We start from the raw sequence: 17,204 nt of genomic DNA on the forward strand, positions 1-17,204 counted from the left end.
AAAACTTCCACTATGTCTATTTCTCATCCTCACGTATCCTTCACATATTCCGGCGAGTCTGTTTCGTTTCAGGTTAGACCTGCAGGCGCTGAGGATTTAAGCCAGCTAGCCGACCTGTTAGCAGCTAGCTTCTACTCACGAGCCGGCTGGATGTATTTTGGCTATCCTCTACTACGTTTGGGCATTTATGAAGATCTAAAGCATCGTTTTCGCTCGCAGCTAGCTTTTTATGCCTGTTTTGCTGTGCAATCAGCAGGTTCCGCTCTCTTCAACCAGCATCAGATTGTCGGTACGGTTGAAATCTCATGCCGTCCCGCTCAGACCTGGCCCTTTAGTTTTGCCAAATATCCCTACGTTTCTAATTTAGCGGTTGATCAGAAATTTCGGCGACGGGGAGCTGCCCGTCAGCTCCTGCAAGCTTGTGAACAGGCGGCTCGTAGCTGGGGTTTTCATACTTTGTATTTACATGTAATGGAGGACAATCAGCAAGCTCGTCAGCTGTACAGCAAAATGGGATACAACCTAAAGCAGGCTGAATGGAATCCTTTAGCAGCTCTGCTAGGTAAGCCTCAACGTCTTTTACTCTACAAACAGCTAGCTTCTAAGTAGCCTCACTCATAACGATGCCGACGAAGCAAGCACCAATCAAGACCAGCATATTAATTAGCCAGCGCTGCTGATTGAACACACTTTTTTTTGAATCTTTATAGCTGCTTTACACCCGCTTCAGAGATTTATAACAGACGTTCCATACATCTTCAGAATCATTACCCTACAATGAGTGAGTACAAATTCTGATTCTCAGATTGGAACTTATTACGAACCTAAATGTACGTAGGCAACTATACGCAAAAAGCTACCCGCTCAGCTATAGATCCCAAGCCTAGCCCTGTTGAACCGCTGATACGGTCAAAGTCATGGTCTGAGAGTGCCACCCCCTACTGTAATCATCCAACTGCCGATCGATCTGTGAATCAGAACTTGGAGGCCAAGGAAATTCTGACCCAGTTTGAAGAGGACAAATTTTGGGTTGTGAATAGTCGGCGACGCAATGGCATTATTGTGGTCAAGCAGTTTCATGCCGAATTTGCTGGCCCAGGAGCCGCTGTGGGTGGCTCATTTGATCTCGGCTGCCAGAAAATTATTCCTTTAGGTAATCTGTCTTTAATTCCCCCTGAGTCTCATGAGGATCAGCAGAAGGCGCTGCGAATTCGGCTGCAGTGGATTCGGCTAACCCAGAACTTTACCGACAAGCCCGTGCCAACAGAGCGAGCACGAATGATTTTAGAGCAGTTCAAGAGCTATTTTGACGCCAGTATGGTTGAGCAGGTTCCCGACGAAGCCTTTGCGCTGCTGGTCGGTGTTTTACCCTACACGATTCGGCTGGCCCGTACCCTGGTTTAGCTCAGCGATCGCCTCAAATGCTCTTGAGTCCGCTGGTTCTCAGCCGCCGTGCCGACGGTAATTCTCAGCCCTCCCCCGGTTTGGCGAATCAGGGTACCTTGATCCTGTAGCGAGGTGAAAAGCCGCTGCAAGGTCATGGTGGATTCTGGCTGAGGCCGAAGATAGATAAAATTGGCCTGACTGGGCCAGACTTTGAGCTGTGGCAGGGCTGTGAAAGCAGCTAGCAAGCGATCGCGCTCTGCAATAAGTTCAGGCATGACGCTGAGCAGACTTTGACGATGGGCCAGGGCTGTTAGGGCAGCAGCCTGGGAAAAGCCGGGCAGGTTGTAAGGCAGTCTGACTTTTTCTAACACCTGAATTAGCTCAGGCTGGGCGATCGCGTAGCCAACCCGGTGTGCCGCCAGCCGAAAAGCTTTAGAAAAAGTGCGCAGAATGACCCAGTTGGGCCGCTGCAGTCCGATTTCTAGCGTGGTCTGCTGGCTAAATTCAAAGTAAGCTTCGTCAATGACCACAAGTGTCTGATCGGGCAGGCTTTTGAGCCAGTCTAGCTCAGCGGCTGTCAGCGCATTCGCCGTAGGGGAATTGGGATGCACCATAAAGACTACCCGTACGGGCTGGTCTGCGATCGCGGCCTGGGCCGCCTCCAAGTCTAGGGCAAAATCGGCCTCCCGGCGCTCTACCGCGATCACCGGAATCCCTAGGGTCTGAGCCAAAATGCCGTACATGGAAAAGGTTGGCTGGGCCACCAAAATAGCGCCGTTGCCCTGTAGGCAGGTGGCAATGAGCAGAGAGCGAATCAGTTCGTCAGAGCCATTGCCTACCGAAATATGGCGGGTAGACACGCTATCTAAGCTGGCAGATTCATTCACATAGGCCGCGATCGCCTGTTTGAGGGCTGCGTGGCTGCCATCGGGATAGCGATTAGCCGCGATCGCCTCCTGATATGTCCAGGCCAGCTTTTCTTTCAAATCAGCAGGCAGATCGTAGGGATTTTCGTTGGTATCAAGCTGATCTAGAATTGTCGCTGCTTGAGCGCTACCGCCGGGGTGGGGGGTATAGGCAGTTAACTGGGCCAAATCAGCGCGAACAAAAGGCAGCATAGCAACGGCTAGAAACGAGGCAACAGCAATATTATGACAGCGGAGCGTCAGGCGTGCGTCAGGCAGCTCAACCATTTGTTCGTTAGAAACGCCCAAGAGGCGATCGCAGAACTAAATTCATTTGACTTACTTCGAGCCTGACGCCTCCCACGCCGCCTGAAAAAAGTCGCGCTCACACAGCATGGCATAGCGATAGGTTTCTCGTACCTGAGCGGTGTCTGACGCATACTGCTCCACCAGAGCCTCCAGCTGCTCGGCTAGCGGCTCAAACAGATCGCTGCTGTAGGTGGTGATCCAGTCGCTGTAGAGGTGGGTCGGAATGCCGTTTGCCGCCAGCGACTGCCCCAGAAAGGCGTAAAGCCGCATACAGGGCGACATCGCCACTGCCGTTAGACCAATGTTCTGGCTCCAGGCAGTAGAAAGCAAAAAGTCCGTATATCGCCGCGTTGCCGCTTCCGGCTGCACCATTTGCAAATCGACCTGCCATGCTTGGGCATAGCCGTCATGCAGCTTCAGCTCAGCTAGGACACCTTCCGCTAGCTCGTGAAAAAGCTGAAATGTTTTCCAATCAGGCGCTTTAGCAGCGGCAATGCTATAGGCCCGCGCAAAAGACTCTAAAAAGAAGGCATCCTGCCCAACGTAGTAAGCAAATTTGGCTTTATCCAGCGAGCCATCGCTAATTCCTTGAACAAAGGGATGCCGGAGTGAAGCTTGGGCCAGATCCTGATTGGCCTGCCAGAGAGTTCGACTAAGAGACATGGAAGTTAAACGCCTAAGTACACAGCTATTGCAGCAGCCGCTGGGCTAAATCTAGCGTAAAGTAGCGATCGCCGCCGGTATCACCAGCAATCACCTGAAAAGGCTGATCCGGCTCTCCTAAGTGATCTAGCACTAAGGACGCCTGCGGATACTCATAGCGACAGGTATAGCTGTTGACCGTAATTACCGTTTTTAGACCGGCTCTGGTGGCAGCCGCCAGTCCTTGGGGGCTGTCTTCAATCACCAGGCAGTGGGCTGGGGCGATCGCCATTGACTCCAGCACATACTGATAAATATCGGGTTCTGGCTTTTTATGGCGCACAATGTCGCCTGCGGCAATCACCTCAAACCAGTTGGGGCTATCGGCAGCTAGCTGAGTGCGCAGCAGCGGCATGACGCTGTGAGAGGCGCTGGTTGTGGCGATCGCTAAGCGCAATCCGGCCTGGCGGGCCGCCGTTAGCAGTCGCTGCACGCCCGGTCGGAGCGGAATTTTGCCCTGTCGTAGCCGCTGTTGGTACTGCTGGCTTTTCAGGCCGTGGAGCTGGGCCACAAAGGCAGCAGTGCGCTTTGTGGTAGGCAGGTGAGACTGATACTGGCGGATATAGTGACGAATGCGTTCCTTCCCCCCCGCAACTTCTAACAGTTCGCCGTATTGCTCCACTGACCAGTGCCAGTCTAGGCCAGCCTCCGCGAAAGCCTGATTAAAGGCAACCCGGTGGCCGTTCTGCTCAGTTTCAGCTAAGGTTCCATCTACGTCGAAAATTAGGGCTTTCAGGTCAGGCATAGGTTAGATTGCAGCCGCAATTCTGATCTACCGCAGCGGCAGCTTCTATAACGCTACTGGAACGGTGTTGAGCAGTCTAGTCACAATCGATAAGCCTGCCTGTCCCGCCGTGGGAATCAGCCGATGGGCCAAAACCGGAGCGGCTAAGTATTTAACGTCATCCGGCGTGGCATAGTCTCGCCCCTCAATAAAGGCTAAAGCCTGAATCGCCCGGTACAGGGCGACGCTGCCGCGCGGACTCACCCCCAGCGTAATGTCTTCATCGCTGCGAGTTGCCCGTACTAAGCGTAAAATGTATTCCTGTAGGGAAGCTTCTACCCGTACCTGACGGCACTGATGCCGCAAAGCCTGCATTTCTTCCAGGGTTAGGCAGGGCTTCAGGTCATCAGGATTGATGCCTGTTTGCAAGCGCTGAAGCATCTTAAGTTCTTCATCTGCAGTCGGATAGCCCAAGCTAAAGGCGAGGGCAAAGCGATCCATCTGAGCCTCCGGTAGCGGGAAGGTGCCCTGATACTCCACCGGGTTTTGAGTTGCAATCACAAAAAAGGGATTGGGTACCGATCTGGAAACTCCATCTGTCGTCACCTGATGCTCCTCCATCACCTCCAGCAGGGCTGACTGGGTACGGGGGGTGGCCCGATTAATTTCATCTGCCAGCAAGATATGAGTGAAGACGGGACCTGGCATAAACTGAAACTCCCCTGAACTGGGATTCCAGATGTTTGTGCCGGTGATGTCGGTGGGCAACAAATCAGGCGTACACTGAATTCGCTGAAATTTACTATCTAAGCAGCGAGAAAGCGACTTAGCCAGCAGCGTTTTACCCACGCCGGGGACATCTTCTAGCAGCGCATGTCCACCTGAAATCAGCGCCACCAGCACTAGACGAATTGCGTCCGTTTTGCCGACAATGGTTCGATTCAGGTTTTGAACTAGCTGGTCAACACGCTCTCTCATAGGAATACAAGATGACTTTAAGTTGTCTAAGCTTAACGGCGATCGCGGTTAGATAGCACAGTTAAAGCAGCTTGGCAGTCGGCTTGAATCTGTTCTTTGAGGCTGTCTAAAGCGTCAAATTTCTGCTCAGGCCGCAGAAAAGCTTCCAGGCTAACCGTCAAGTTTTGCTCATAGAGATCGCCCGACCACTCCAAAATATGCACCTCAATCGTCTGCTGCTGCCCGTCCACCGTAGGCCGACAGCCCAAATTCATCACGCCCAGCAGCGGACGGGTTGCTAAGTCATGCCCCCTGAGATACACCCTCACCGCATAGACCCCCTGACGCGGCAAAAACTTATCGGCTGGCAGTTTGAGGTTAGCGGTCGGAAAGCCTATTGTCCTGCCCAATTTTTGGCCGGTCACCACGCGCCCAGTGAGCGTGTAGGGTCTACCCAGCAGCTTCCGAACGCGAAATAGATCGCCTGCTAGTAGGGCCTGACGGATACTAGAGCTGCTAATTCGCTCTCCTGCTAGCTTTTTAAGAGACACAATCTCTACGGGAACCCCCTGGCGGGCCGCGATCGCTCTCAGCTTTTCGGCGGTGCCTGCCCGCTGGCGGCCAAAGCGAAAGTCTACGCCCACGCTAATCTGCTGGGCCTGGAGCTGCTGCAGCAGTACGTCTTCGACAAAAGCTTCAGGCGATAGCTCGGCAAGCTGGTGATTGAAGGGCAGCAAGATGAGCTGTTCAACGCCCATGCGCTTGAGCTGCAGCGCTTTTTCATCCAGCGGCGTCAGCAGCGGGCGCGACTGCCTCGAAAAGAATTCGCGGGGATGGGGAAAAAAGGTCAGAACGGTGGCGTGAGGGGGACGAGACGGCGGCGCTGAGGCAGTGGCTGATACCGAATTCTCGTGGTTAGCAAATTCAGATAGGAGATGGCTATAACCGCGTACCGTAGCCGTCGCTGGGTTTAAGGCCAGATCGCCAACAGCCAAGTCTTGTGGCTGGCGATCGCTCCGCTGCAGAATCGGTTCGATCACCTGCTGATGGCCTAAATGAACGCCATCAAAATTGCCCAGCGCGATCGCCGTCGGTGTTTTAGCCGTGCTTGTCGAAGAAGTAACCCACACGCTTTACATTTTTACACATTATGAATAGCCTACCGCTATTTTGCGGTGAATCAGCCGCTTTTGACCGGGCCGCGATCGCACTTTCCCCTAAAATCCTGAGGACAATCGAGGCTCTCGATGTCCAAGCATGCTGTCAGCTAGGGGCGACGATCCTCGCCTCGAGCAATGAACGGCTCGCCTCAGCAGTCGAAATGCAGCGGTTGACTGTCTAAGCAGCGGCTGTTTTAGCCGTGGCTAGCAGGTCTAGGGTCATCCCTTCACGGGCAATGGTGCTGTTGGGAAAAGCCGCCGCCGTTTGCTCACTGATCTCATCCATAAAGTCATCGCTGTGGAGCGGATCGTGGTGAAAAATAATCAGCCGCTTGGCCTTGGCTGCTTTGGCCACCTTTACAGCTTCTTGCCAAGTCGAATGGCCCCAGCCAACCTTGCTGGTTTTGGGATTGTGATACTCTTCGTCGGTGTAAGTCGCGTCGTAGATAACCAGGTCTGCCTCGCGGGCGAGCCAGAGGACGTTTTCGTCTAGGCGATCGGGGAAATGCTCGGTATCGCTGATGTAGGCGACTGAATGGCCGTTCCAGCTCACGCGGTAGCCAATGGCCTCGCCAGGATGGTTGAGCAGCGCGTTCTCAATTAGGACATCGCCAAGCTGCACTTTCTCACCAATTTCGAGATCGCAAAACTTGAGTTCAGCCCCCATAATCTGCAGCGGCACCGGGAAGTTGGGGTGCAGCATTTGATCGTTGAGGCGCTGCTCGATTGTAGAGCCGTTGGGAGCGATCGCCCCGTAAATATAAAACCTATTGCTGGGGACAAAAGCCGGCACAAAGAAAGGAAAGCCCTGAATGTGATCCCAGTGAGAATGGGTGAAGAACATATGAGCTTCAATCGGCAGTTCTGCCATTAGCTGCTGCCCTAATTCTCTCAGGCCAGTTCCCCCATCAAAAACCAGGCGCTGCCCGGCAATTTGCATCTCAATACAGGAAGTGTTACCGCCATAGCGCACTGTTTGAGGGCCAGGACAAGCGATGCTGCCTCGCACGCCCCAAAACTTGACTAAAAACTGATTCTGCACGTTAGACATGAGTCCTTATCTGCGCCAACTGGTTAACAAGTTCGGTAACGGCACCACCCTTTTCTGTTGTCTTCTCCATATTAATAAAAAATTAATGGAAATCTATTGCAACAGAGGCACATTTGCGGAAGTTAGTGCTTATAGAGAGTGATGGGAAGTCAGGCACTCCGGGGCTTTTCATACGCTAGCTTAAAACAGACAGACAGGCTGCCAGAAATTCGTAATTTTTGCTAAAGCTTACGGGGCACCTGGTAGCTGTTTTACGTTGGGCTTTAACCCTAGACTTTACTCTGGGTTTACCTGATTTTGCGCTAGGCCAGGGAGCGCCGCTAGCCACTGATTCAGCACCGACAGGCCCGTAGCCGAGGTGAGATTATATTGCAGTGGCGTGATTGTGATGTAGTTTGCTTGAATAGCCTGGACGTCTGCAGGTACGGAAACTTTTCCGGTTTTGACAGACGTGGTCTGCAGCTCTGACTCCGGTTTACTTTGCCAGCTATCTGCAGGATTATTCACCTCTTCCATCACTTCCCCAGCTAGCCAATAGTAGGTTTTACCCCGTGGATCAACCCGCTTCTCAAACAGATCGACATATCGGCGTAGCCCTTGGTGGGTAATTTTGACACCCTGGATATCAGCCTCATCTACAGGCGGGATATTGACGTTCAGCAATACCCCAGCGCCGAGCGTATTGTTCCCTAAATGATCGACTAATATCCGAGCAAAATTAGCGCCAGGCTGAAACTCCTGCGACTTGAAGCCAGCCAAACTGAAGGCCACCGATGGAATTCCCTCAATCACGCCTTCCATCGCGGCTGAGACTGTCCCAGAATAGAGAACATCAGTGCCTAAGTTAGCGCCGTGGTTGATGCCAGAAAGGACAAAATCTGGCGGCGTATCTAGCAGGGCTCCCAGGGCCAGCTTAACGCAGTCTGAAGGCGTACCAGAGCAGGCCCAAGCCTGAACTTGAGGATGAAAAACCGATTCAATCACTTCGGCGCGAATGGGTTTGTGCAGCGTCAGACCGTGGCCCGTGGCCGATCGCTCGCGATCGGGGCATACCACTGTTACTTCGTGCCCGGCGGCGGCTAGCGTATTGGCCAGGGTGCGGATTCCTAGGGCAAAAATACCGTCATCATTGCTGACTAGAATTTTCATAGTTGATTCATGATTCAGTAAGCTAATTCGGCTAGGGCAAAAAGTAGAGAGAAGCTATGAGTCTGAACCCTGAACCCAATACACTGGGTAATATAGAGGGACTCTGTCAACATAGCTTAACTGCTTTAGTCAACGACCTGACAGTTGCATGGGCCAACCGCTTGAGATTGAGACGGATATTTGAAACAGTAGATTGAGACTATATTGTTTAGCCGAAGTTCACGAGCATGACCACTGCCCATCCCGATTTAGAAACCCAGCTACAGTCGCTAGAGCAGTCAGCCCAGACGGCGATCGCCCAATCGACTACCCTAGACGAGTTAGAGCAGCTTAGAGTGGGCTATCTCGGCAAAAAGGGGCAGCTTTCTAAGGTGCTAGGCGGCATGGGTAAGCTACCTGCAACAGAGCGGCCCCGCATCGGTGCGGCAGCCAACACGGTTAAAACCACTTTGCAGACGGCCTTAGAGCAAAAGAAAGCAGCCCTGCAGGCAGCCGAAATTGAGGCGCAGCTAGCGGCTGAAGCCCTAGACGTGACGATGCCGGGTGTGTTTGTGCCCCAGGGGCGAGTCCATCCGATTAACAGCATCATCGATCAGATTGTCGATATTTTCGTGGGCTTGGGCTACACCGTGGCGCAGGGGCCAGAAGTGGAGACTGACTACTACAACTTCGAGGCGCTCAACTTCCTGCCCGATCACCCCGCTAGGGACATGCAGGACACGCTCTATCTGCAAGACGGTCAGCTCATGCGGACGCACACGTCTAACGTGCAAATTCGCTACATGAAGGAACACGAGCCGCCCCTGCGGGCAGTGGCGATTGGTCGCTGCTACCGCCGCGATACGGTTGACGCTACTCACGCGGCAGTCTTTCATCAGATTGAGTTTTTCGCGGTTGATAAAAACCTGACTTTTGGTGACCTGAAGGGCACGATCAAGATCTTTTTGGAGGCGCTGTTTGGCGAAATTCCGGTGCGGTTTCGGCCTAGCTTCTTTCCGTTTACCGAACCTTCGGCTGAAGTAGACGTGCAGTGGCAGGGGCAGTGGCTAGAGATTTTGGGCTGCGGCATGATTGACCCCAATGTGCTGAAGGCAGTGGGGTATGACCCAGAGGTCTATTCAGGCTTTGCCGCTGGCTTGGGGGTGGAGCGGCTGGCAATGGTGCAGAACAAAATTGACGATATTCGGCGGCTATACGCCAGCGATCTGCGCTTTCTGCGGCAGTTTTGAGCCGGATTGACTGCTGAGCGATCGCGCTATAAATCTACCAGCGAGAAGGGGGCTGCCATGAGCGGCCCCGACTTTTTCTCGATCGCCCTTTAGCTTTTTAACGGTAGGGGTTAATGCCCCGGTTCTTACACAACGACCGTTAGCAAAGGAGCACAGACATGAGCGCGATCGCAGAAACAATCTCTTCGCAGCTAGGTTATGCCGTGGGTGAGCTGGGCTGGAATAAACAGCGGGCCAAGTTTTTATTAATTCTGTGGAGCGCATTTTTGCCCATTTCGCTCTTTTCGGTGCTGCTGATTGTGGGTCTGCCCGCTTTCTTAGTTAATCTGTGGCTGGTTGGGCGCAGCTTTCGCCGTCTGAGGAGTTCTAAAACGATTATCCATCTCTGCGAAAAAGGACTTTTGGATACCCGTGGAGAACCCACAGTGCTGAGATATGCCCAGATCGCTGAACTCTATACCGGAATTGACCAGGCTAAGGTTGGGCCTGTGTTCTATCGCTATGGGGTGAAAATGCAGAATGGTCGTCAGATGCAGTTTGGCATTGAGGTGGCTAATCCTAAAGCCTTGGGAAATGCGCTGCAGGAAGGCATGGTGATAGCCCAGCTACCACAGCGGCTATCAGAGGTGGAAAAAGGTGCAGAAATTGGCTTCAATCGCCTGAGCCTGAGTCGGCATGGCCTGTCGCTAGGGAAAAAGCAGCTAACATGGTCAGAATTTGACCAAGCCAAAATTGTGACGCTGAAGGGTTACAAGTCAAGCCAGTCTGTCTTCTTAGATATTTATGCCAAAGGACAAACTCACTTCTGGGGCAGATTTCAGCGCGATCGCTTTCCCAACCTGGCCCTGTTTTTTGCCCTAGTAGAACAGCTGTGCTGCAACAATCTGCCAAACTGACACTGCATCTCTCAGTTAGGCTAAGGAGTAGGGCTAAAATGCAGTGCCATCCAAATATTCGATAAGCTTTGATTAAGGCTGTGCTGTTGCCCTGCCTAACTTATTAATTCATCTCTTTTCTCCTTAAATTTTCTCATCGCCCATGTCTCAAGCAGAAGCTAACGTCGTCCCCGCTCAGGTAGACAAAGTGTACTTACCGCGCACTGACGAATCAGATCAGCTCAAGCGCATTCGCCATACCTTTTCCCATGTGATGGCGATGGCAGTGCAGCGGCTATTTCCCAAGGCGCAGGTGACTATTGGCCCTTGGATTGACTACGGCTTCTACTACGACTTCGACAACCCTGAGCCTTTCACCGAGAAAGACCTCAAGGCGATCAAAAAAGAGATGATCAAGATCATCAAGAAGGGGCTGCCGGTTGAGCGGGAGGAGCTGAGCCGCGCAGAGGCGAAGCAGCGCATTGAGCAGCTTGGCGAACCCTACAAGCTAGAGATTCTGGAAGGACTAGAAGATCCAATTACGCTCTATCACCTCGGGGAAGAGTGGTGGGATCTCTGCGCGGGGCCGCACGTCACCAGCACCAAAGACCTCAATCCTAAAGCCTTTGACTTGGAAAGCGTCGCCGGGGCCTACTGGCGCGGCGACGAGAAGCGAGCCCAGCTTCAGCGCATCTATGGCACTGCCTGGGAGACGCCAGAACAGCTTCAGGAATACAAGCGGCGGCGGGAAGAGGCCAAGCGGCGCGACCACCGCAAGCTGGGTAAAGAGCTGGGGCTGTTTGTCTTTGCCGATGAGGTGGGGCCGGGGCTGCCCATGTGGACGCCGAGGGGAACGATTTTGCGATCGACCCTGGAAGAGTTTCTTAAGCAGGAGCAGATCAAGCGAGGCTATCAGCCCGTGGTGACGCCCCATATTGGCCGGGTGGAGCTGTTTAAGCTGTCGGGGCACTGGCAGAAGTACAAAGAAGACCTGTTTCCGATGATGGGGGAGTCGGAAGAGGAAGGGTTTGTGCTGAAGGCGATGAACTGCCCCTTCCATATTCAGATTTATAAATCGACGCTGCGTTCTTACCGGGAGCTACCGCTGCGTTTGGCCGAATTTGGCACCGTCTATCGCTATGAGCAGTCAGGGGAACTGGGGGGGCTAACGCGGGTACGCGGCTTCACCCAGGATGATGCTCACCTGTTTGTGACGCCAGAGCAGCTTGACGATGAATTTTTGAAGGTGGTGGATCTGATTCAGGCCATCCTCAAGGCGCTGCGGTTGGACAAATCCTTCCGGGCACGGCTGAGTTTCCGCGACCCAGATTCAGACAAGTACATTGGCTCAGATGATGCCTGGAACAAGGCGGAAAATGCTATTCGCCGCGCCGTAGAAACGTTGGGGATGAGCCATTTTGAAGGCATTGGCGAGGCGGCTTTCTACGGGCCGAAGCTGGACTTTATCGTCACGGATGCCCTCGATCGCGAGTGGCAGTTAGGCACGGTGCAGGTGGACTACAACCTGCCGGAGCGCTTCAAGCTGGAGTACGTCGCGGAAGACGGCAGCCGCCAGCGTCCGGTAATGATCCACCGCGCTCCTTTTGGCTCCCTGGAGCGGCTAATTGGCATTTTGATTGAGGAATATGCGGGTGATTTTCCCCTGTGGCTGGCTCCGGTGCAGATGCGGCTGCTGCCGGTGACGGAGGAGCAGCTTGGCTTTGCGCAGCAGGTGGCAGAACAGCTCCGGCAGAAGGGGGTACGGGCGGAAGTGGATACCAGCGGCGATCGCCTGGGTAAGCTGATCCGCAATGCCGAAAAAGCCAAGATTCCGGTGATGGCAATTGTGGGGGCTAAGGAAGTAGAAGGCAATAGTCTCAGCATCCGGACGCGGGCCTCTGGAGAATTAGGCGCAATTCCGGTGCCGGAGGTTGTGGAGAAGCTGGAACGGGCGATCGCTAATCACGATGATTTTTAGCGTTTGCTCTAAGGCGGGCAATGCCCGCCCTACTGATTACTAAGCGCAATTCCGGTGCCGGAGGTTGTGGAGAAGCTGGAACGGGCGATCGCTAATCACGATGATTTTTAGTGTTTGATGTAAGGCGGGCATTGCCCGCCCTACCTATCACTTTACGTAGGTAGGCATTGTCTGCCCTGCTGATTACCAGTTGTAAGCGTCAAAGCTATAAATTAAGCAATGACTGCGAATGCCGCTACGCTTGAGGTAATCATTAATACATCTGGCTAGCGGTACTTTTTGCTTGCCGATGTGTCTAGGAATTAGCACGTATTGACCATCCGATTTAACTTTGATGGAACCGATCTTGTTGGTTAAACCGCTGTTCTCAAATAGCGTTTTAATCTCCGATAGCGAGTATTGCTGCAAATAAATTGCATTTCGATTAGGAGCAAGCTGACGAATTAGGTTGTGGATGATATGGCCAATGCAGTCTCGGTTATGGAAGGAATTGCGCAGGCCAATTACTCCGTGAGGCTTTAAGGTTCGGGCAATTTCACTAAACAAAGTTTCCGTATCTTTTTTGGCCAGATGCATGAATACAGAATCTGAAATCACCAAATCTACTGAGTTGTCTGCTAATGGTAATTGCCGGACTGACATACAAACCAATACAAATCGGGCTGAGGGATAAAAGTTATAGGCTTGCTTAAATATTTGCAGCCTTCGTAACTGAGGCTCGGAGATATCTATGCCGTAGTAAACTTCGCAGCTTAAGTTTCGGTTTTTAGATAAGTGAATTGAAGCTCGCCCATCGCCACAGCCAATCTCCAGAATGGTACTAAAGTGCTGATGAGCAGGAAATTTGTTCCATAACCCGCTTGGCCGACGGATGACTTCAGCATAGTCCGGCGGCGTAGCAGTCTCAAATTGGCGGCGGTTGTAATAATTCTGACCAATCTTGTCCCATAGCTGTTTTTGCTTCGGACTACCGTAGTCAGAGTTATTCCGAGGCAACCAAATTCCGTCTTTCTGGTAAAACTGATGAACGATCTGATGAGGCGGCTCAAATGTCATCGGTTAAGTTTCCGAATATCGCGTCAATATCCTACCAGTTTTGACTTTCTAAGATATCTTGCGAGGGCTTAGCACTGCCAAGCCCCCTACTAGAAACATAGAAACGTCTCGTTATATTTTCTGTTAACAAAGCGACCGTGGATATCTGCCTCTTTAAAGGTGTTATGAGTAGTGGCACGACACTAAGGAAGTAGAAGGCAATAGCCTCAGCATCCGGACGCGGGCCTCTGGAGAATTAGGCGCAATCCTGGTGCCGGAGGTTGTGGAGAAGCTGAAACGGGCGATCGCTAATCACGATGATTTTGAGCGTTTGATGTAAGGCGGGCAATGCCCGCCCTACTAGGCACTCTGTATATCGGTATCTTGTATATCCCCAAGTTTCTTACGCAATTGCTCCGTTTGGTTGACTACCCTCTCAGCTCTTGATGGATTCGCACAGTCAGAGCAGATTTATTCATAGATCTGTTCCTTGCTGAATCGCTTCTAAGATATGGGGGGGAGCTGAATCTGGATCTATCAAATTGATTGAAAAAGGCTGCTCTCTTTCAATGGCGGCTCCTGCTCGGAGATAATTTGACGCATCTACTCCCCAAACAGCTAGGTCAATATCCGAATACCAGGTCATGCCCTCATGATCAAGCAGTGAACCGAAAAGAACGACTCGCTGGGCTCCAAACTCTAACTTGAGACACTGGGCCGCTTTTCGAGCGACTTGCCAACCTTGTTGTTGACGCTGCTTCATCTGGGCTAAAAACGTCGAACGATCTTTTCGTGCGGTCAGCACTCTGGCAATGATTTCCTGACGAGTTTGGGCGTCAATGGGCGTCATAAGCTATTTGCAGGTCAGGAAAACGTTTGATGGAGGTCAGTAAAAGACGGAAAGCAGCTTCTTAAATATTCAGGACTGACACGCTTGACCAGGTTTTAGCTGAAGGTTTTAGCTGATCGCGAGATCCCCCCGGCTATCGCCACCTTGATAGGGGGGCAGGGGATCCTACCTCTATCATTTTAGTGTCCCCAACTTCGGACTTGGATTGCTTGCCGATCGCGTTAGCATTTTGGCAGTTTCAGCTTCCTGGGATATTTCGTTAGGGCTTGGCAGGGCAAGCCCTTGCCGGATTTTCTCTACTGGCAACGCAATAATTCTGAGGATCGCCCCTTTTTAGGGGCTAGCTCCGCGATCGGTAGCGCAGCAGATAGCTAAACACCTCGCCCTGCTCCGGCGTTAGCAAAATGCCGGAGGGCGGAATTGTCAGAACCGGACTCCACAGTCCTTGCTCGGCGTAGTTCAGCCTGTGCAGCGCGTTGATAGCCGATCGCACCCCTTCGGCTGAACCCATGATCAGGTGACGCAGGCGCTCTCGCTCAGGCTGGGCGCGGGGAATGTTGAGGCGCAAGGGGAGATTGGCCTCGGTTTCGGGGGAAAACCGGGGAGACGGGTTGATATAGAGCAACATTTTGGGATTTCTCCGTAGATTGGGTAGGAAATCCCAAAAATTTAGCCGCCCCAGACATAGCAGTTCGGGGCGGCCTGAGTATAATTACTCTAGCCTCCGAGACAGCTTACTCTGTCGAAGGGGTCAGGTGTCGGGTGTTGTTGCTGCAACTTCCGGCACCGCGCGACCAAATTTTTGGGGTGATAGACAAGCTGCGTACAGACAGCTATAGCTCCAAACGCTATCCGATTTGACGGATCAAGTCAAGTCGAAATTTTGGGCGCAAAGCTGAGTCAGCAGGTCTATAAGCTGCTGACCGTCTTCTAAATATGCGATGTATTCGTAGTTGCCAACCTGCTGGTTTTGCCCGGTTAGTTCCTTGGCAAAATGCTCGGCAATTACCACAATTGGCATACTTTCTGAAAAGTTTAGCTGCGATCGAATTCGCAGGCCCATCTCAATAAAACCGTTAGCAGATGAGTTCACCTGATTGAGTAGAATCAAATCAGGAACGTCTGTAGCGTCTTTCATCCGAGCGATCGCATCTTTTTCTTCCAGTGTAACAATGACATCAAAACCTTCATTCTCTAAGTTATGGCGCAACAAAGGACGGGTTTCATCATCCATTTCTACGAGTAGAATTTGAGGCGCTTTTGCTCCAAGATTTGCCATTGACTGTGCTAGGAAAGTACGTGTATGAGCTGGTTGACTACAACCATATTTTTATTTGCTTTCAATAAATATTAATAATTTATAAAGGAATTGAACTATAAAGCTGGGAAAATTAAGTTCGTTCGGCATTTAATTAGGGAACCTCGAAAAATACAAATCTCGTTGTCAATCTCAACAGGATTTGAGTGGTTTTAGGCCACAAAATTTCTCAACCAGGCAATTAATCGAGATGCCCAACAGTTTTACCTAATACTATTAATAAAGCCAGGGTGAGTGATGCTGACCTAGCAGGCGATTATATTCTGCTTGGACTGTTGCAAAACACTCACAGCTAGCGGCTTCTAAACCTGGTCGATCCATGATTTTTACAAAGCCGCTGCGATACTGAATTAGTCCTTGACTTTGCAGCTTCTGGGCGGCCTGCGTCACACCCGCTCGGCGGACACCCAGCATATCAGCCATAAATTCCTGGGTTAGATTTAGCTCATCAGACTCTGTTCGTTCACTGGCTTCCAACATCCAGCGAGCCAGACGCTGCTCTAGAAGATGTAATCGATTGCAGGCAGTCGTCTGGGAAATTTGGGCAATGAGTGCTTGAGTATAGCGCAGCAGAATATCACGCAGTTCCTTATTGGTATCAAACTCTTCTAGCAACGGCTTGGCCGGAACCTTGACTGCCTCACCTGCAATTTGCACTACATATTCTGTTTGAGTTGTCTCACTGCCCCCCATAAAGGCATTGACACCTAAAATTTCACGGTTACCAATAACTCCGGTTTCAGCGGTATTACCATTAGCCATTGTGATGGTCACTGAAAGCAAGCAGTCAAGGGGAAAATAAAGAAACTCCAAAATATCTCCCGGTTCATGCAAAATAACTCCTTGTTCCAAATATACTTTTGTTAAGTTAGGTTCTAATTTTTTATAGAGTTGAGGAGACATTACAGCTAGCAGCCGATTTTGACGGATCAATTCATTGGCCTATAGAAGGGCATGTTGCAGTTATTAACCTTAAGCGAAGATCACGCCAACTGTAAACTAAGTTATCAAAAGACTACAAAGTGCGACGACGAGTTAGGGAAACAATGTTTGAAATTAGCTCATCAAAATTAAATGGCTTGGCTATGTGACAGCAAAATCCAGCGGCGATCGCCTGATTGCGATCGCGGGGCCAAGCAGAAGCTGTTAAGGCAATAGCTGGAATACTTAACTTTAACTTTCTCTTAATTTGACGAATCAGCGTACAGCCGTTGGTGTCAATTAAGCGCAGTTCGCTAATTAGAATATCAGGCTGAATTTGTTCAAGGATTTCTAAAGCTTCTTGAGCAGTGGTAACAACAATTATTTCTGTGCAACCATATTGTTCAAAAACAGTCTGTAGTAAAAGCAGAGAATCTGGATCACTATCTATAGCAAGAATACGGATTCCAGCTAAGGCTGAGCAGTCATCACTTGTAGACACTAAGCATTCGCTTCGCATAGGTCTTTTCCTCAGACATAATCCTGTAGATGCTTCATTAAAGCTAGAATGTTGCCATTTACTATTTCGATGTCTAAAGCCTGATCAAATGCACGCTATTTAAGTACGTGAATAGACTATCGTTGCCCTTTGCAA

At 51.3% G+C, this 17,204-nt stretch carries 19 protein-coding genes; 6 read left to right on the forward strand and 13 right to left on the reverse strand.

The features are described 5' to 3' along the window. The first annotated feature begins 12 nt into the window (after positions 1-12). On the forward strand, positions 13-609 hold the full coding sequence (locus tag QJQ48_RS07880; protein WP_346290672.1) for a GNAT family N-acetyltransferase: 597 nt from the start codon (positions 13-15) through the stop codon (positions 607-609). A gap of 360 nt (positions 610-969) precedes the next feature. Further along, the gene (locus QJQ48_RS07885; RefSeq protein WP_346290673.1) at positions 970-1,404 is read left to right on the forward strand and encodes a hypothetical protein; all 435 of its coding nucleotides are present in this window, start codon (positions 970-972) and stop codon (positions 1,402-1,404) included. Here QJQ48_RS07885 and QJQ48_RS07890 read toward each other — a convergent pair. The 5 genes from QJQ48_RS07890 to QJQ48_RS07910 form a co-directional block, all read right to left on the reverse strand. Beyond that, entirely contained in the window at positions 1,401-2,504 is a 1,104-nt protein-coding gene (locus QJQ48_RS07890; protein WP_346290674.1) for a histidinol-phosphate transaminase, read from the reverse strand. The genes QJQ48_RS07885 and QJQ48_RS07890 overlap by 4 nt on opposite strands. Before the next feature lie 126 nt (positions 2,505-2,630). Further along, positions 2,631-3,263: a TenA family protein gene (locus tag QJQ48_RS07895; protein WP_346290675.1), complete on the reverse strand. Its 633-nt coding sequence runs from the start codon at positions 3,261-3,263 to the stop codon at positions 2,631-2,633. A gap of 25 nt (positions 3,264-3,288) precedes the next feature. Further along, positions 3,289-4,047 carry an HAD family hydrolase gene (locus tag QJQ48_RS07900; RefSeq protein WP_346290676.1) on the reverse strand — a complete coding sequence of 253 codons (759 nt, stop codon included), beginning with the start codon at positions 4,045-4,047 and terminating at the stop codon, positions 3,289-3,291. Positions 4,048-4,092: 45 nt separating this feature from the next. Further along, positions 4,093-5,004: an AAA family ATPase gene (locus QJQ48_RS07905; RefSeq protein ID WP_346290677.1), complete on the reverse strand. Its 912-nt coding sequence runs from the start codon at positions 5,002-5,004 to the stop codon at positions 4,093-4,095. A 32-nt stretch (positions 5,005-5,036) separates the two neighbouring features. Then, positions 5,037-6,113, reverse strand: coding sequence for a bifunctional riboflavin kinase/FAD synthetase (locus QJQ48_RS07910; RefSeq protein WP_346290678.1), 1,077 nt, complete (start codon positions 6,111-6,113; stop codon positions 5,037-5,039). 20 nt (positions 6,114-6,133) lie between these two features. Here QJQ48_RS07910 and QJQ48_RS07915 point away from each other — a divergent pair, with 20 nt between their 5' ends. After that, entirely contained in the window at positions 6,134-6,325 is a 192-nt protein-coding gene (locus QJQ48_RS07915) for a hypothetical protein (protein ID WP_346290679.1), read from the forward strand. Here QJQ48_RS07915 and QJQ48_RS07920 read toward each other — a convergent pair. Both QJQ48_RS07920 and surE read right to left on the reverse strand, forming a co-directional pair. After that, positions 6,322-7,194: an MBL fold metallo-hydrolase gene (locus tag QJQ48_RS07920; RefSeq protein WP_346290680.1), complete on the reverse strand. Its 873-nt coding sequence runs from the start codon at positions 7,192-7,194 to the stop codon at positions 6,322-6,324. The two genes, QJQ48_RS07915 and QJQ48_RS07920, sit on opposite strands and share 4 nt — an antisense overlap. A 276-nt stretch (positions 7,195-7,470) precedes the next feature. Beyond that, positions 7,471-8,343 carry a 5'/3'-nucleotidase SurE gene (surE, locus tag QJQ48_RS07925; protein WP_346290681.1) on the reverse strand — a complete coding sequence of 291 codons (873 nt, stop codon included), beginning with the start codon at positions 8,341-8,343 and terminating at the stop codon, positions 7,471-7,473. 227 nt (positions 8,344-8,570) lie between these two features. Between surE and pheS the strand changes: the two genes are divergently transcribed. From pheS to thrS, 3 genes are all read left to right on the forward strand, one after another. After that, complete coding sequence (gene pheS, locus QJQ48_RS07930) at positions 8,571-9,572, forward strand: phenylalanine--tRNA ligase subunit alpha (protein ID WP_346290682.1); 1,002 nt, start codon at positions 8,571-8,573, stop codon at positions 9,570-9,572. Positions 9,573-9,730: 158 nt separating this feature from the next. Continuing rightward, positions 9,731-10,468, forward strand: a complete 738-nt coding sequence (locus QJQ48_RS07935; protein WP_346290683.1) for a DUF6585 family protein — start codon at positions 9,731-9,733, stop codon at positions 10,466-10,468. A gap of 142 nt (positions 10,469-10,610) precedes the next feature. Continuing rightward, positions 10,611-12,425: a threonine--tRNA ligase gene (gene thrS / locus QJQ48_RS07940; protein WP_346290684.1), complete on the forward strand. Its 1,815-nt coding sequence runs from the start codon at positions 10,611-10,613 to the stop codon at positions 12,423-12,425. Between the two features lie 183 nt (positions 12,426-12,608). Here the strand turns inward: thrS and QJQ48_RS07945 are convergent, their stop codons facing one another. The 6 genes from QJQ48_RS07945 to QJQ48_RS07970 form a co-directional block, all read right to left on the reverse strand. Further along, positions 12,609-13,481, reverse strand: coding sequence for a class I SAM-dependent methyltransferase (locus QJQ48_RS07945; protein ID WP_346290685.1), 873 nt, complete (start codon positions 13,479-13,481; stop codon positions 12,609-12,611). 454 nt (positions 13,482-13,935) lie between these two features. Then, positions 13,936-14,310 carry a nucleotidyltransferase family protein gene (locus QJQ48_RS07950; protein WP_346290686.1) on the reverse strand — a complete coding sequence of 125 codons (375 nt, stop codon included), beginning with the start codon at positions 14,308-14,310 and terminating at the stop codon, positions 13,936-13,938. 340 nt (positions 14,311-14,650) lie between these two features. Then, a complete protein-coding gene (locus QJQ48_RS07955; RefSeq protein ID WP_346290687.1) occupies positions 14,651-14,938 on the reverse strand; it encodes a hypothetical protein in 288 nt (95 codons plus the stop codon). A gap of 237 nt (positions 14,939-15,175) precedes the next feature. Beyond that, positions 15,176-15,589 (reverse strand): response regulator, encoded by a 414-nt coding sequence (locus tag QJQ48_RS07960; RefSeq protein WP_346290688.1) that lies wholly within the window; start codon positions 15,587-15,589, stop codon positions 15,176-15,178. A gap of 255 nt (positions 15,590-15,844) precedes the next feature. After that, positions 15,845-16,480 (reverse strand): Crp/Fnr family transcriptional regulator, encoded by a 636-nt coding sequence (locus tag QJQ48_RS07965; RefSeq protein ID WP_346290689.1) that lies wholly within the window; start codon positions 16,478-16,480, stop codon positions 15,845-15,847. Positions 16,481-16,643: 163 nt separating this feature from the next. Beyond that, entirely contained in the window at positions 16,644-17,069 is a 426-nt protein-coding gene (locus tag QJQ48_RS07970) for a response regulator (protein ID WP_346290690.1), read from the reverse strand. Between the last annotated feature and the right edge of the window lie 135 nt (positions 17,070-17,204).

Origin of the sequence: Sphaerothrix gracilis Ecp01 (assembly GCF_030405905.1) — a bacterium.
GTDB lineage: Bacteria > Cyanobacteriota > Cyanobacteriia > Phormidesmidales > Phormidesmidaceae > Sphaerothrix > Sphaerothrix gracilis.